Consider the following 14,350-nt stretch of genomic DNA (forward strand, 5'->3'; position numbering starts at 1 on the left):
GAGGACACTTACCTTTGGAGCCCCATGAAAAGTCAAGACATCGTGGTCCTATTCAAATTAATAAGCCTGGAGCTCCAAGCCAAAGGGGAGCGCGTGAAAAAGCGAGAGTTCTCTGTTGAAAAAGAGAACGCGTCCCTCGGGTTTCAAAGTCTTCCGGAATACATTCAAAATTTCGAGACCATTCTACTTTCCTCATTTGATGACTGGCGGGGCTGGGATGACGTTGATGAAGACTCCGAAAAAAGCAGCCCACACAATTACTCGGTGAGGGCGTTGTCTTCTGCACTGGGTCTTAGCAAAACCGAAGTTTCTTCGTCCCTGAATCGCTGCAGGGACATTGGATTGATTTACACGAATCACACTGACGGCCTACCTCTGGTAAGAAACAAAGCGCTGCTTGACCTGGTCACCTACAGCATTCGCTATATTTTCCCGGTTAAACCAGGCCCTATCGTGCGGGGTATTCCGACGGCTTTCGCCGCGCCGATCCTGGCAGGCAAGGTCATAAGTGGCGGCGATCTCATTCCCGTCTGGCCGGACGCCTACGGAAAAAGCAAAGGGCAGGAAATCACGCCTCTCTACAGAACCGTTCCCGGCGCCGTGAAAAAAGACGAGCTTCTCTACCACTTCCTCGCTCTCGTTGACGCCATCCGCATTGGCGGCCCGCGCGAAACAAAAATTGCTGACGCGATGCTTCGGGAGTGGATCTTGTGACCTCCAACAGAACAATGATGCTGCAGATGCTTGAGGAGGTTGCCGAGGCGCTAGGTGAGACACTGCGAAAGCAAATTGCCTTTGTCGGCGGCTGCACCACTGTTTTGCTCATCACCGACGAATACACTCTGGAGTCGATTCGCGGCACAGACGATGTGGACTTGGTCATTCATTTGACGGGGACCACGGACTGGTACCGACTGGAAGAAAGCCTTAAACCCAGAGGCTTCAAAAATACCGGTCAGGATTCAGTCACCTGTCGCCTGAGGCTCGGCGCATTAAAAGTCGACTTCATGCCCACCGATGAAAAGGTCTTGGGATTCTCTAATACCTGGTTCGTCGGCGGACTGGAAAATGCCATCGACTACACACTACCCAACGGAACATCGATCAAGGTATTCGCAGCACCCTGGTTTCTTGCCGCAAAGCTTCAGGCTTATCAGGGTCGAGGATGTGGAGATGTCCTGATGTCCAATGACATTGAGGACATCATCGCTTTGCTGGACGGCAGAGAGGAACTTATCGAAGAAGTAAAACGGGCCCCCATTCCATTGCGACACTTCGTAAGTGAGCAATTCTCGGCACTGCTGAAGCTATCAGCGTTTCGAGACGTCATTCAAAGCACGGCCCAGGACTCAGACCGTGAGACGCTGATTCACGAGCGATTGAGGGCGCTGATCGGATTCGGAGTGTCCGTTTGACTCTGCTCTTGAACCTCAGCAGACAAGGGGTTGGCAGAACAGAAAACCGCGATGCGAGCGGTTCGGCAGACAATTCAGGCGCGTGCCTGTATGTGATCGCCGACGGCACCTCAAAACCAGGAAGCGGTGACCTCGCGCGGGCACTGATTCACCACGTGCTTGAGTGTTTTTCCCGCGCAGAATCCTCTGTTGCTTCTTGTCCCGACAATGCCTTGAAACTGACGCTCGACTCACTCAACGCAGTACATTCAAACCTTTGCCCGGACTTCCCTTTTGCCTCCACCAGCTATCTGGCATTGCTGGTGGTGGGTCAATCGATGGTTTCTATTCACGCCGGTGACTGCTGCCTGGGATACCTGGATAAAGACCAACGAACGATCTGGCTAAGCGCCCCCCACTGTGGGCCAAATTGGAAAGGCGACCTGAGCCACTCATTTATAGCCAATAGCCCCGCCCGCAAACGACTGCTCAACTGCATGAGCGGTCGTCGCCCCCACGAGCCTCATGTTCAGCCATTGCAGGCGAGCATAGAAAGAACATGGGTCCTGGCCACTGACGGTTTCTGGGCCGAACTCTCGGCCGAGCACCAGGCTGGCGCCATCAGAGAGCAAACCCTTCACGGATATGCCACAGATGACGACGCCACCGTCATGCTGCTGCGCACGTAAAGCTTCCCTCACCAGTCGTAGGTCAGGCTTGATACGGCGGTGCGCCCTTCCCCGTAGTAGCAATCCAGGTCGCTGGTGCATTGCGACACATAGGTTTTGTTGGTGAGGTTCTGCACGTTCAGCGCCAGTTTCACGCCCTTGAGTTTGAGCGGCGAGCGGCTCAGGTCGTAGCTCAGGCTGGCGTCGTAGACGCTGTAGGATGGCACCGTGAAGGCACCGGCATAGTAATCACCCAGGCTCTGGCGGGCGTAGCGTACGCCAAGGCCTGCACCGAGGCCGGCCAGCGGGGTGTCGCCGAGCACGGTGTAGTTGACCCACATCGAGGCGGTGAGCGGCGAGATGCCGGCCGGGTGGCGGCCTTCTCGGCCGTCGTTGTCCTTGGTGTATTTGATGTCGTTGCGGGCGGCCGAAGCGATGATGTCCCAGGCGTCGCTGAGCGCCGCCTTGGCTTCCAGCTCAACGCCCCGCGAGCGCATGGCGCCGCTTTGAGAGCTGAACAAGGGGTTCGTGGGGTTGGTGGTGAGCACGTTTTCCTGATCGAGCTGGTAGACCGAAACCTGCACAAAACTCTTCTGGCCGGGCGGTTGGTACTTCACACCGACTTCATATTGCTTGCCGGTCGAGGGGTCGAACGGCTTGCTGCCGGCATCGGTGCCCGTCAACGGCAGGAAGGATTCGGAGTAGCTGATGAAGGGTGCAACACCGTTATCGAACAGGTACACCAAGCCTGCGCGCCCGGTGAAGGCTTCGTCCTTGCTGGCAAAGCGGGTGTCCTGGATCGGCTCCTTGTTCACCACGCTGGCCCAGTCATAGCGGCCGCCGAGGACCAGCGCCCACTTATCCCATTTGATCTGGTCCTGCACGTACAGGCCGGTCTGGCTCAGGGTGCGGTCCCAACGGTACGGTTGGCCGTAGTTGATCCGCTGGCCGTAGACCGGCTTGAACAGGTCGATCACCGGCGGGTTGCGGTCATACAGCCCGTGGAACAAGGAGCCGGAATGGTAGTAATCCAGGCCGAAAATCATCGTGTGCGACAGCGCGCCGGTGTCGAATTCAGCCTGGGCAATGCTGTCCACGCCGAACACTTTGTTGTTCTGCGCCCAGTCCACGGCATAGCGCTGCAGGTAGCGTTGGTCCTGCACGCCGGTGACCGGGTTGGCGACAAAGGCGTAGCCGTGCAACGGCGCGGTGTAGCGGTCGTCGACCTCGGCATAGCGCGCATTCTGCTTGAGGGTCCAGGTGTCATTGAGACGGTGGGACACCTCATAGCCCAGCACGTACTGCTCGCGGTTGTACTGGTTGACGCCCGGCTCGCCGATAAACAGGTCGCGCTTGATCTTGCCGTTGGGGTTGTTCCACAACGTACCGGACGCCGGCAGGCCTTGGGCTTCGGGGACGCCTTTGTCTTTCTGGTACTGGGCGAACAGGGTCAGGTGGGTATCGTCGTTCGGCCGCCAGGTAAAACTGGGGGCGATGAACTGGCGCTTGTTCTCGACGTAGTTGATTTCGTCCTGCCCGTCATTGGCCAGGCCGGTGAGGCGGTAGAGAAATTGCCCCTGCTCGTCCAGCGCGCCGCCGAGGTCGATGGCGGCGCTTTTGTGTTCATAGGTGCCGGCTTCCAGCACCACCTGGTGCAACGGGGTTTCGGTGGGGCGCTTGCTGACCATGTTGACGATGCCACCTGGCTGGTTCTGCCCGTACAACACCGACGCGGGCCCTTTGAGCACTTCGATGCGCTCCAGGGAGTACGGCTCGATCTGCAACGCGCCCCCGGTGCTGCCGCCGCCGTAAGGCAGGTGCAGGCCGTCGAGGTACAGCGGCGTGGGCGAGAAGCCGCGCGAGGTCGGCTCATCGAATAATTTGACCCGGTCAGAGAACCCACCCGCCGTCATGCCCGGTGTGTAGAGCAAGGCCTGGGTAACGCTCTGGGCACCGCGTGCCTTGATCTCGGCGGCGCTGATCACGTTGATGGTCTGGGGGATTTCCACCAGCGCCGAGTCGGTCTTGCTACCGGAGGCGCTGCGTGTGGCGACGATGCCATCCACCGGGCCCCAGGCGCTTTCCTGCACTTGTTGGCCACTGACCTGGGTGGCGCCCAGCTGCAACGGGCCGTTACCGGTCAGCGCCTGCACCGACCAACCGCCCGGGGATTGCACGGCCACCAAGCCACTGCCCGCCAGCAACCGCTCCAGGCCGGCCCCGATCGCATAGCGCCCTTTCAGGCCGGCGCTGCGCTTGCCTTCGGTGAGCGTTGCGTCCACCGACAACAAGATGCCCGAGGTACTGGCAAAGAGGTTCAACGCCTGGTCGAGGCTGCCTGCAGCAATGCTGTAGGTGCGCAACGCTTCAGCGCTTTGTTCGGCGTAAACCTGCGTCGGCACCATCGGCACCGTAGCCAGCAGGCTGACAAACACGCCACGGCGCAGGGCGCGGGCCAAGGGTTGGATTGGGTGGTGCGGCATTGCAGGACTCCCCGTGAGATCGCTTCTTGATTGGCTTTCAAGAGGTATCCCGGACGAACACGGAAAACCGACAAGGCGACGCAACATTATTTTGTAGGGTTGGGGTCAGGCTCGGGCTTTGAGGGTGACCCAGTAGCGTGTGACGCTGTGTATGTGGATAGGCAGCGAATGCGCCAGGGCCGCAAGGATGGCGTCGGTGTCGTTCAGCGGAAACACGCCGGTGAGCAGCAAGCCGGCCACGGCGGGATCGCAGCGCAACACACCGGGGCGATACCGACCCAGTTGCGTCACAAACTCACCCAACGGCTGGCGCTCGGCGATCAGGCGGTGCTCGGTCCAACTGTTGGCATTGGCGTTGACCGCAGGCAGCGCCGAGCTTTGCCGTTGGTTGAACCACAGGCTGTCACCCGGGTTCATCTGCACCGCAGTGCCCTGTGCCGGAGTGACGCGCACGCGACCTTCATACAGATCGACACGGCTACCGTCAGGCAATTCACGCACGGAAAAACGCGTACCCAGCGCCTGCACATCACCTGCCGGCGTCTCGACGATCAGCGGGCGCAACGGGTCGTGGCCGCTGGTCAGCAGGATCTCACCACGGATCAGGCGGATGCGGCGCTCACGGGCACTGAAGCGCAAGTCCACGGCACTGTCGCTGTTGAGGTCCAGGCGCGTGCCGTCGCTGAGGGTGAACTGGCGGATCTCGCCCGTGGCGGTGTGGTAATCGGCAAACGCCGCTTGCCAAGGTTCGCTACGAGGCACCAGGTAACCGCTGCCGCCTGCCACCAGCAACACGCCGAGCAACTTGAGGGCCACCCGGCGCTGGGTATCCGGGGTGTCACGCAGCACGGCACGGGCACTGTCGGCCGGCACGCCGCTGAGGGTGTGCTGCAGGTGCTGAAGGCGCTGCCAGGCGCGACGATGTTCCGGGTCGGCGGCCTGCCATTGGGCGAAGGCCTCGCGCTGCTCACCGTGCAGGTCATCGCCCCATTGCAGCATCAGCCACTCACTGGCCTGCTCGACAATGGCCGGGGCGATGGGCGCATCGTGTTTCATTCGGCGTAGGCCACCTGGTAGCAGGCGACGATGGCGCGGGTCATGTACTTCTGCACCGAGCTGACGGTGACGCCCAGGCGCTCGGCGATCTGCGCGTAGCTCAGGCCTTCGAACTGCGACAGCATGAACGCGCGGCGCACGTTGTCGGGCATGCGGTCGAGCATGGCGTCGATCTGCATCAGGGTTTCGAGGATCAGCGCGCGGGTTTCCAGGGACGGTGACTCCGGCTCCGGCAGGTGCGCGATGCTTTCCAGGTAGGCGCGCTCGATGCGCAGGCGCCGCCATTGGTCGATCACCAGGTTGCGAGCGATCTGCACCAGGTAGCTGCGGCTTTCCTTGTCACCGGGAAAACGCCCGGACACCAGCAGGCGCAGGAACGTGTCCTGCGCCACATCGGCGGCGTGCTCGCGGTCGCCCAGGCGCTGGCGCAACCAGCCTTGCAGCCAGCCGTGATGGTCGCGGTACAGGAGGTGAAGCTGTTGCTGGCCGTCAGTCGCGGTGTCCATGAAAAGCTCAGATACATTATTGAGAGCAATTATCATTACACCTTATTTCGCGACTGACAAAAACTCTTTGCAGATCAGCGTGCGGCCGTTTGCAGCGGGTACACCGATTCCCAGCCGCCGCCCAACGCCTTGTACAGCCCGACCATCGCCAGCGAAACGCCCGTGGAGCTTTCAACCCATTGCTCCTGGGTGGCCAGCAGCGCGCTTTGCACGGTCAGCACGTTGACGAAATCCACCACGCCTTCCACGTACTGGTGCTGCGCGGTGGCCAGGGCGATCTGGTTCTGGCGCACGGCCTCGGCGAGGCTGTCACGGCGCAACTGGCTGGCGTTGTAGCGGGTCAGTTGGTCGTCGATCTCATGCCAGGCGCGCAGCACGGTTTGCTGGTAGGCCAGCGCCGCTTCCTGCTGCTGGGCTTCACGCAGGTTCAACATGCCTTGCAGGCGCCCGCCATTGAACAGCGGCAGGCTGAACTGCGGGCCGAAGGCAAAAGCGCGCGAGCCCCATGAGCCAAAGTCCGACAGTTGCATCGCCTGGGAGCCAAGGCTGCCGGACAGCGTGATGCGCGGGTAGAAGTCCCCCTTGGCCACGCCGATGTTGGCGGTGGCGGCATGCAAACGCGCTTCGGCCTGACGGATATCCGGGCGACGCTCGGCCAGCTCCGAAGGCAGGCCGATGGCGACCTGGCGCTGGGTTTGTGGCACGGCGGCGTCTTTGGACAACTGTGCATGCAGGGCTTGTGGCGGCTCGCCCATCAACAGGCTCAGGGCGTTGATCAACTGGTCCTGGCGTTGCTGCAAATCCGGCAGCCGCGCTTCGATAGCCGCCACTTGGGCGGCGGCTTCGGCAACGTCCAAATCGGTGGCCACGCCGTCGGCCAGGCGCAATTGCGAGAGCTTGAGGCTGTGGCGGGCGACGTCGAGATTCTGCTCGGTGACGGCGCGGGTATTTTGCACGCCGCGCAGCTGGATGTAGTCCTGGGCGGTCTCGGCAAGGACTGACAGCAGCACAGTGCGACGGTCATTTTCGGCCACTTGCAGGGTGGCGTCCGCGGCTTCGGTCTCGCGTTTGACCCGGCCCCAGAAATCCAGCTCCCAGGCGGCGGAGAAGCCCATGTCCCACTGGTTGTAGGCCGAACGGCCATTTTCGCCGGATGGGTCGCTCAAGCCCTTGGCGCTGTTGCGCTGGCGCAGGTAGTCACCGGTGGCGTTGACGTTGGGGTAACGCTCGGCGGTGGTCACCTGGCGCACGGCACGGCTCTGTTGCAGGCGGCTGCTGGCCAGCTTCAGGTCGAGGTTGTCGGTGAGCGCACGGCGCGTGAGGGCCGAAAGTTGCTCATCGTGGAACACGTCCCACCAGCGCTCTTGCAACGGGTCGCTGGTCGCACGGCTGTCGGCCTGACGGCCCTGGGGTTCACTCCATTGCGTCACTTGCGGGCTTTGGGGCGTGTGGAAATCCGGGCCGACCGTGCAGGCGCTCAGGCTGATGAGGCTCAAGGTGAGCCACGCGATGTGCTTCATTGCTGAGCCACCTCACGGTTTTTTGCCACCGGCTGGGTATCGACGCTGGCTTCCACCGACATGCCGACCCGCAGGCGCTCGGCGTGGGCCTGGCCAGGCTCCAGCACGATCTTCACCGGAATGCGCTGCACCACCTTGGTGAAGTTACCGGTGGCGTTGTCGGGCTTGACCGACGCGAACGTCACCCCGGTGGCCGGCGCCAGGCTTTCGAGATGGCCGTTGAGCAACTCGCCATCCAGGCTGTCGACACGCACCTGCACCGCCTGGCCCGCGTGCATGTGGGACAGTTGGGTCTCCTGGAAATTGGCTACCACGTAGGCATCGGCCAACGGCACCACGGCGAGGATCTTGCTGCCCGGCGTCACGTAGGCACCGACGCGCACGGCACGCTCGCCGACCATGCCGTCCACCGGCGCCACAATGCGCGTGTAGGACAGCTGAAAGCTGGCCAGCTCCAAGGCCGCCTGGGCACGCTTGAGCCCCCCTTCGGCGGCATCACGCTGAGCGGTGAGGATCTCAACCTGCTTGCGTTCGGCCGCGAGCACGGCAGTGGCGTTGGCCAGCCGTGCGGTGGCCTGATCGATGCGGGTCTTGGCTTGCTGGGCGTTCTGCACAGTGCCCGCGCCGACGCCGGCGAGGTGGTTGTAACGGTTCAGTTCGTGTTCGGCAAAGGCCATTTCGGCACGGTCTGCCGCGACGGTGGCCTGGGCCTGGGCGATGACCGAGCTTTGCCGCTCCAGGGTGGCCGTGGCGTTTTTCAGTTGGGCCTGGGCGACGAGAGTGTCGGCGTCGGCAGCCTGGGCGGCAGCACGAAAATCGCGATCGTCGATCAGCGCCAGCAACTGGCCGGCCTTGACCCGCTGGTTGTCTTCCACCAGCACTTCTTTGATGAAGCCCGCCACGCGCGGCGCAACCAGGGTGAAGTCGGCGGCGACGAACGCGTCGTTGGTGGTCTGGCGCTTGCTGCCCAGCACGCCCGGTGCAATCAGGTACACCAGCACGCCCACAGCGAACACCGCGATAGTGGAGACGGCGATTTTGTCTTTGCGTTTCATGAGCAATCCTTTTGGCTAGGTCGGTGCGCGCGGTGGAAAAATCCGCGTCGGCATCCAGAAAATCAGCAGAATCAACGCCACCGCGACGGCGGCCATGACGTAATAAAGATCTGAAGACGTGAGCACCACAGCCTGTTCGTGCAGGCGGTGCGCCAGGCCCGGCGCATCGGCGTCGACCAGTGGGGAGTTGCCCAGGCCGTCCACCAACATGTTCGAGTGGAAGTGCAGGCGCCGAGTGGTCAGCACATCCAGCACGGCGGTCGCGATCACGGCGGCCAGGCCTTTGATGGTGTTGAACCAGGCCGAGGCGAACGGCCCATCCATCGGTTGGATGCTGCCGGTGGACAGCATCAGCAGCGGGAGCACGGCCATGGGCTGACCGAAGATTTGCAGCAGGTACAGGCCATAGAAGTCGTCGCGGATCCACGCCGAGGTCAGGTGCGCACTGCCCACGCAACACAGCACCAGCATGCCCAGGCCAACGCCCAGCACCCAGCGGCAGTCGACCCAGCGCAGGTTGCACAACGCGGCCACCAGAGGTAGTGCGATGAGCTGCGGCAGCGCCATCAGCAACATCACTGGCGCGGTTTGCAGCGGGCGGTAACCCTGGACCTGTGCGAGGAAACTTGAGGGGATGAGGATCACCGAGGTCAGCACCATCAGCACGCCGGCCAACACGATCAGGGCAAACGACAGGTTGCGCAGGCCGAGCATCTGCAACTTGAAAAACGGGATCGGCTGCGACCATTCATTGAGCATAAACAGCACCAGCAAAAGCGTGCCGCCGCACAGCAAGCCGGTGATCAGGCTCGACTCGAACCAGTCCAGGCGATTACCTTGCAGCAGGCCGATCACCAGCATGCAGATCGCCGGGAACCCCAACAGCAGGCCGCGCCAGTTGAACTGCTTGAAGCGTTCCAGGCGCAACGGGTCTTGCGGCAGGCCGTAGCCCACGGCGGCCATTGCCAGCAGGCAAGGCCCGACGATCTGCCAGAACGCCCATTGCCAGCCGACGTATTCGGTCCACAGCGCCGCCAACGGCGTGCCGAGGCTCGGGCCGAAAGTGGCGGTCAGCGCGTAGCCGGCCAGCCCATACAACTTGACGTTGGCGGGCAGGAAACGCAGTGCCACGGTCATCAGCATCGGCGGCAGCGCCCCGCCCGCCAGGCCTTGCACGGTGCGCAGCACCAGCAGGCTTTCGTAGTTCGGCGCAAACGGGCACAGGATGCCCAGCACGGTGAACAGGCCGATGGCGCACAGGGTGAAGCGGCGCAGGGAAAAGGTCACCGAACACCAGGGCGCAAAGGCCATGGCCGCGACTGACGTGGCGGTGTAGGCCGCGACCAGCCAGGTGCCTTCGTCATAGCCGATGTACAGCGCCCCGCGGATATCGGCGAGCGCCACTTTGGTGACCATCTCGTTGAGGCCTGACACCAACACCGCCAGCAACACACCGACCAGGCCGATGATGATGCGCGGGCCGAACACGGGTGGGCTCATCGCGGTGGGTTTGGCTGCGGCCGCGAGGGTGGGGGCAGCGAGGGAAGTCATGAACGGATAGCTCGAAAGTAAAAATACCGGAGCAGTTTAATCAGCCACATACATGACAAAAAGTTACTTATCGGAAGCTTATAAGTGCGTGAAACGCAATCGTGTATACAACGCACATACCTGTAGGAGCCCGGCTTGCCGGCGATGGCGGTCTTGGAAACGCCATCGCCGGCAAGCCGGGCTCCTACAAAGGGTGTGGGGTGTGAGATGGGGTTTGTGTCAGGTGGGCTGGGCTTCGAGCCAGGTGGCGTGGCAGCTTTCGCGCATGGTTTCGCGCAGCCACTTGTGGGCCGGGTCTTTGTCGAAGCGCGGGTGCCAGGATTGGGCCAACACCAAGGTGGGCAAGGAGATCGGCAGCGGGAAGGCGCGCAACGGCAGCTTCAGGCGGTTGGCGCTCAGCAACGCTTCCTTGGGCACCGGCAGGAGCAGATCGGAATCGGGCAGCATGAACATCGCGCCGTGGAAGCCTGGGGCAATCATCGCGACACGGCGCTCCAGGCCCAGGGCATTCAGCGCGGTGTCGATCGGCCCGCGGGCCTTGCCACGCCGCGAGATGCTGATGTGGGAATAGCTGGCGAAGCGTGCGGCGGTGATCTCTTCGTCAAACAACGGGTGGTCTTCCCGGGCGAGGCCGACAAAGGTAGTGGAAAACAGGTTCTGCACTTTCACTTCGGGGCTGGCTGGCAAGGTATTGCTCACCCGCAGGTCCAGCCGCCCTTCACGCAGCGCATCGTCGTCGGTATCGCCTTCGGGCACGAAGCACAACTCACACAGCGGTGCGACACGCTCCATGGTGTCGAACAGCCGACCGCCATACACCCCGATGAAAAAGTCATTGGCCCGCACACTGAAGCGGCGGCGCAACGTGCTCAAGTCGACCTGCTCGGCGGAACGAAACAGCACCGCCGCCTGCTCCACCACATTGCGCACCTGGCCTTGCAGCTGCAGCGCCTTGGGCGTCGGCACCAGGCCACGCCCGGCGCGCACCAGGATCGGGTCGCCCACCGCTTCGCGAATGCGCGTGAGGGTTCGGCTCATGGCCGCAGGGCTCAGGTTCATCCGCCGCGCCGCGCCCACCACACTACCTTCGTCGAGCAAGGCGTCGAGGGCGACCAACAGGTTCATGTCCGGTAGTTGCATGCCAAGCACTCGTGTTCAGTGGAGAGTGAATGGGGTGCAATCCTAGCAGGGTTAGGAGCGCTGCATGCCCCAGCGCTTCACCGTCAGCCGCTCGAAGGTGTCAAACACCAGGTTTTCCACCAGCAGGCCGATGAGGATCACCACGGCCAAACCGGCAAACACCTTGTCGGTAAACAGCTCGTTGCGGTTCTGGAAGATGTACCACCCCAGCCCGCCCTTGCCGCTGGTGGCGCCGAACACCAGCTCGGCGGCGATCAGCGTGCGCCAGGCAAAAGCCCAGCCGATCTTGAGGCCCGAGAGGATCGACGGCAGCGCAGCCGGGATCAGGATGAACAGCACGAAACGCATGCCTTTGAGGCCATAGTTGCGGCCGGCCATGCGCAGGGTTTCGGACACGCCGAGGAACCCCGAATAGGTATTGAGCGCCAACGCCCACAACACCGAATGCACCAGCACGAAGATCAGGCTGTTCTGCCCCAGGCCGAACCACAGCAGCGCCAACGGCAGCAGCGCAATGGCCGGCAACGGGTTGAACATCGAGGTCAGGGTGCTGAGCAGGTCACGGCCCAACTGGGTCGAGACCGCCAATGTGGTAAGGGCAAACGCCAGCACGATGCCGATCAGGTAACCCTTGATCAGCACCGCCAGCGAAATGCTCACCTTGCTGAGCAATTCGCCGCTGAGCAGGCCGTCGAACAGCGCCTGGGACGTCTGCAAAAAGCTCGGCAGCAGCAGGTCGTTGTTCTGATACCGCGCGACAGCCTCCCACAGAATGGCCAGCACGATCAGGATCAAGCCCTTGCGCAGCCAACCTTGCTGCCACAGGCGCTGACGCAGGGGCAGCTCGCGTTCCACGGGGACGCTGAGCAGCGGTTCGAGGGTGATTTCGTATTCCTGGCGCATGAGCGGCCCCTTCAGTAAGCGATGCGGATATCAGCAAAACCCAGCTCTTGCTCGGCCTCGGGCGCTTCATCGAACAGCAGGCGATGGATACGCCGCGCCGAGGCCTGGAACTCAACGCCGCCAAGGCTGTGCAGGTCGTACTGATGGCTATGGATTTCCGCACGCACCCGGCCAGGGTGGGGCGACAGCAACAGGATGCGATTGCCCACCACCAACGCCTCTTCGATGGAGTGGGTGACGAACAACAGGGTGAAGCGCACCTCCTCCCAGAGCAGCAGTAACTCTTCCTGCATCTTGCGTCGAGTCAAGGCATCGAGGGCGGCGAAGGGCTCGTCCATCAACAGGATTTTCGGTTGCATGGCCAAAGCGCGGGCGATGGCGACGCGGGCTTTCATGCCGCCGGACAGGGTATGGGGGTAGGCGTCGGCGAAGGCGCTGAGACCGACCTTGTCGAGGTAGTGCAAGGCGCGTTCTTCGGCTTCGCGGCGCTTGAGGGTCTTGGACGCCAACAATGGAAACATCACGTTCTGCTTGACGGTCTTCCACGGTGGCAACTGGTCGAATTCCTGGAACACAACGATGCGATCGGGGCCTGGCTGTTCGACTTTTTGCCCCTGCAGGCGGATCTCACCTTCGCAGGGCTTGATAAAGCCGGCGATGGATTTGAGCAGCGTGGATTTGCCACAGCCCGACGGGCCGAGCAGCACGTAGCGGTCGGCCGGGTCGATCTCGAAACTGACTTGGTGGGTGGCCCGCACCACGCGCTCGGGGGTGCGGTACTCAAGACTGACTTTGTCCACCGCCAACAAAGGCTGGGGGGTATTCAACGTGCTGGCCGCGTGGCCTTGCAGGGGCGCGTTCATTTCATCTCTCTAGCCGGGAAGTGGGGATCAGAAAGGCGCGTCGCCCTGGATGGTGGTGCGAAACAGCTTGCGCCGCAGGTGGCTCGGGCAACCGGCGGCCAGGTGGATCAACGAACGGTTGTCCCAGAACACCATGTCGTGGGGCTGCCACTGGTGGCGGTAGATGTTTTCCGGCAAGACGCTGTGGGCGTAGAGCTGGGCCAGGAGGTCGCGGCTTTCGTCCTCCGGCAGGCCCACGATACGCGTGGTGAAGCCTTCACTGACGAAGAGCGCCTTGCGACCGTTTTCCGGGTGAGTGCGCACGATCGGGTGCACCACTTCGGCCACTTGGGCGAGCTGTTCCGGGGTGAGGGTCGGGCGCCAGTTGCCTTCGAATTTGGTTTCGCTGTAACGCGCGGTGTAGGAATGCGCGGCGCTTCGGCCTTCGACCGCTGTGCGCAGGTGTTCAGGCAATTGGTCCCAGGCTTTGTGCATGTCGGCAAACAAGGTATCGCCGCCCTCGGAGGGCAGTTCCTGGGCGTGCAGCATCGAGCCCAGGCTTGGCAGCTCTTTATAGGAAAGGTCCGAATGCCAGAATTTTCCTGCGTCACCCAGGCCAATGGATTGGCCGTTTTCGATGATGTTGGAGACGATCAGGATTTCCGGATGGTTGGCCAGCAGGAACTGTTTGAGCACGTGGATCTGCAACACACCAAAGCGGCGGCTGAAGGCGATCTGTTGTTCGGGAGTGATGCGCTGGTCACGAAAAACCACGACGTGATGGTCCAGGTGCGCACGGTGGATGCGGGCGAAATCCTGGTCGTTGACCGGTCGGGACAAATCCAGGCCGATGACCTCGGCGCCGACACTGCCGGCCAGTGGACGGATCTCGAACAATTGGGCGGATGGGGTCGCTGTTGGAACAGTAGAGGCGGCGGACATGAGTTCACTCCCGATCAGACAGGAGGGTGACTTTATAGATATAAGAACAGCAATTTAAATACCGTTAATGAATATCTATAGATGGGGAATGTAGGGGGCACAGCGTGCACCGCTCGGCCGTGGGGGAATAAACGGATGGGGCGAAACGTTTAATCCTTAGCACGCAAAATGGGCGTTGGACGCGCAATATCAAGCCGGTTTGACCTGAGTGCGTAAGACGCCATCAAGGCTTGATGTGGGCGTGCGGAGTGGCGTGTTGAGCCGCTTACAAGCCGAAACCGTGCCTGTTT

The 14,350-nt window shown here is 62.0% G+C and carries 13 protein-coding genes; 3 read left to right on the forward strand and 10 right to left on the reverse strand.

From position 1 onward, the window contains the following. Positions 1-24: 24 nt before the first annotated feature. Genes ACVWVP_RS28280 through ACVWVP_RS28290 form a run of 3 tightly spaced genes read left to right on the forward strand, consistent with a single transcriptional unit; the run spans position 25 to position 2,083 of the window. Positions 25-714, forward strand: coding sequence for a hypothetical protein (locus tag ACVWVP_RS28280; protein ID WP_178925862.1), 690 nt, complete (start codon positions 25-27; stop codon positions 712-714). Between the two features lie 14 nt (positions 715-728). After that, positions 729-1,415 carry a hypothetical protein gene (locus ACVWVP_RS28285; protein ID WP_178925874.1) on the forward strand — a complete coding sequence of 229 codons (687 nt, stop codon included), beginning with the start codon at positions 729-731 and terminating at the stop codon, positions 1,413-1,415. After that, positions 1,412-2,083 (forward strand): protein phosphatase 2C family protein, encoded by a 672-nt coding sequence (locus ACVWVP_RS28290; protein WP_178925861.1) that lies wholly within the window; start codon positions 1,412-1,414, stop codon positions 2,081-2,083. The genes ACVWVP_RS28285 and ACVWVP_RS28290 overlap by 4 nt, the downstream gene beginning before the upstream one ends. An 8-nt stretch (positions 2,084-2,091) precedes the next feature. Here the strand turns inward: ACVWVP_RS28290 and ACVWVP_RS28295 are convergent, their stop codons facing one another. The 10 genes from ACVWVP_RS28295 to ACVWVP_RS28340 all read right to left on the reverse strand — a co-directional run bounded on the left by ACVWVP_RS28295 (position 2,092) and on the right by ACVWVP_RS28340 (position 14,060). Next, complete coding sequence (locus ACVWVP_RS28295; protein WP_457409296.1) at positions 2,092-4,545, reverse strand: TonB-dependent siderophore receptor; 2,454 nt, start codon at positions 4,543-4,545, stop codon at positions 2,092-2,094. Between the two features lie 105 nt (positions 4,546-4,650). After that, complete coding sequence (locus tag ACVWVP_RS28300; RefSeq protein WP_457409297.1) at positions 4,651-5,601, reverse strand: FecR domain-containing protein; 951 nt, start codon at positions 5,599-5,601, stop codon at positions 4,651-4,653. Continuing rightward, positions 5,598-6,107, reverse strand: a complete 510-nt coding sequence (locus ACVWVP_RS28305) for a sigma-70 family RNA polymerase sigma factor (RefSeq protein WP_178925858.1) — start codon at positions 6,105-6,107, stop codon at positions 5,598-5,600. Before ACVWVP_RS28305 ends, ACVWVP_RS28300 begins: the two co-directional genes overlap by 4 nt. 74 nt (positions 6,108-6,181) lie before the next feature. Further along, a complete protein-coding gene (locus ACVWVP_RS28310; protein ID WP_457409299.1) occupies positions 6,182-7,627 on the reverse strand; it encodes an efflux transporter outer membrane subunit in 1,446 nt (481 codons plus the stop codon). Next, positions 7,624-8,682, reverse strand: a complete 1,059-nt coding sequence (locus tag ACVWVP_RS28315; RefSeq protein ID WP_457409300.1) for an HlyD family secretion protein — start codon at positions 8,680-8,682, stop codon at positions 7,624-7,626. The genes ACVWVP_RS28310 and ACVWVP_RS28315 overlap by 4 nt, the downstream gene beginning before the upstream one ends. Before the next feature lie 15 nt (positions 8,683-8,697). After that, positions 8,698-10,233 (reverse strand): MFS transporter, encoded by a 1,536-nt coding sequence (locus ACVWVP_RS28320; RefSeq protein ID WP_457409302.1) that lies wholly within the window; start codon positions 10,231-10,233, stop codon positions 8,698-8,700. Positions 10,234-10,452: 219 nt separating this feature from the next. Next, on the reverse strand, positions 10,453-11,373 hold the full coding sequence (locus ACVWVP_RS28325; protein WP_259172886.1) for a LysR family transcriptional regulator: 921 nt from the start codon (positions 11,371-11,373) through the stop codon (positions 10,453-10,455). 51 nt (positions 11,374-11,424) lie between these two features. Then, positions 11,425-12,276, reverse strand: coding sequence for an ABC transporter permease (locus tag ACVWVP_RS28330; RefSeq protein WP_259172887.1), 852 nt, complete (start codon positions 12,274-12,276; stop codon positions 11,425-11,427). An 11-nt stretch (positions 12,277-12,287) separates the two neighbouring features. After that, positions 12,288-13,139: an ABC transporter ATP-binding protein gene (locus ACVWVP_RS28335; protein ID WP_176997457.1), complete on the reverse strand. Its 852-nt coding sequence runs from the start codon at positions 13,137-13,139 to the stop codon at positions 12,288-12,290. 27 nt (positions 13,140-13,166) lie between these two features. Next, entirely contained in the window at positions 13,167-14,060 is an 894-nt protein-coding gene (locus ACVWVP_RS28340; protein WP_259172891.1) for a TauD/TfdA dioxygenase family protein, read from the reverse strand. Positions 14,061-14,350: the final 290 nt, after the last annotated feature.

The sequence above is a fragment of the Pseudomonas sp. TE24901 genome (assembly GCF_054058375.1).

Bases quoted from the DNA above. Each gene is read 5' to 3' on its own strand.
- ACVWVP_RS28280 (WP_178925862.1), top strand. From the start codon at position 25: ATGAAAAGTCAAGACATCGTGGTCCTATTCAAATTAATAAGCCTGGAG.
- ACVWVP_RS28285 (WP_178925874.1), top strand. From the start codon at position 729: ATGATGCTGCAGATGCTTGAGGAGGTTGCCGAGGCGCTAGGTGAGACA.
- ACVWVP_RS28295 (WP_457409296.1), bottom strand. From the start codon at position 4,545: ATGCCGCACCACCCAATCCAACCCTTGGCCCGCGCCCTGCGCCGTGGC.
- ACVWVP_RS28300 (WP_457409297.1), bottom strand. From the start codon at position 5,601: ATGAAACACGATGCGCCCATCGCCCCGGCCATTGTCGAGCAGGCCAGT.
- ACVWVP_RS28305 (WP_178925858.1), bottom strand. From the start codon at position 6,107: ATGGACACCGCGACTGACGGCCAGCAACAGCTTCACCTCCTGTACCGC.
- ACVWVP_RS28310 (WP_457409299.1), bottom strand. From the start codon at position 7,627: ATGAAGCACATCGCGTGGCTCACCTTGAGCCTCATCAGCCTGAGCGCC.
- ACVWVP_RS28315 (WP_457409300.1), bottom strand. From the start codon at position 8,682: ATGAAACGCAAAGACAAAATCGCCGTCTCCACTATCGCGGTGTTCGCT.
- ACVWVP_RS28320 (WP_457409302.1), bottom strand. From the start codon at position 10,233: ATGACTTCCCTCGCTGCCCCCACCCTCGCGGCCGCAGCCAAACCCACC.
- ACVWVP_RS28325 (WP_259172886.1), bottom strand. From the start codon at position 11,373: ATGCAACTACCGGACATGAACCTGTTGGTCGCCCTCGACGCCTTGCTC.
- ACVWVP_RS28330 (WP_259172887.1), bottom strand. From the start codon at position 12,276: ATGCGCCAGGAATACGAAATCACCCTCGAACCGCTGCTCAGCGTCCCC.
- ACVWVP_RS28335 (WP_176997457.1), bottom strand. From the start codon at position 13,139: ATGAACGCGCCCCTGCAAGGCCACGCGGCCAGCACGTTGAATACCCCC.
- ACVWVP_RS28340 (WP_259172891.1), bottom strand. From the start codon at position 14,060: ATGTCCGCCGCCTCTACTGTTCCAACAGCGACCCCATCCGCCCAATTG.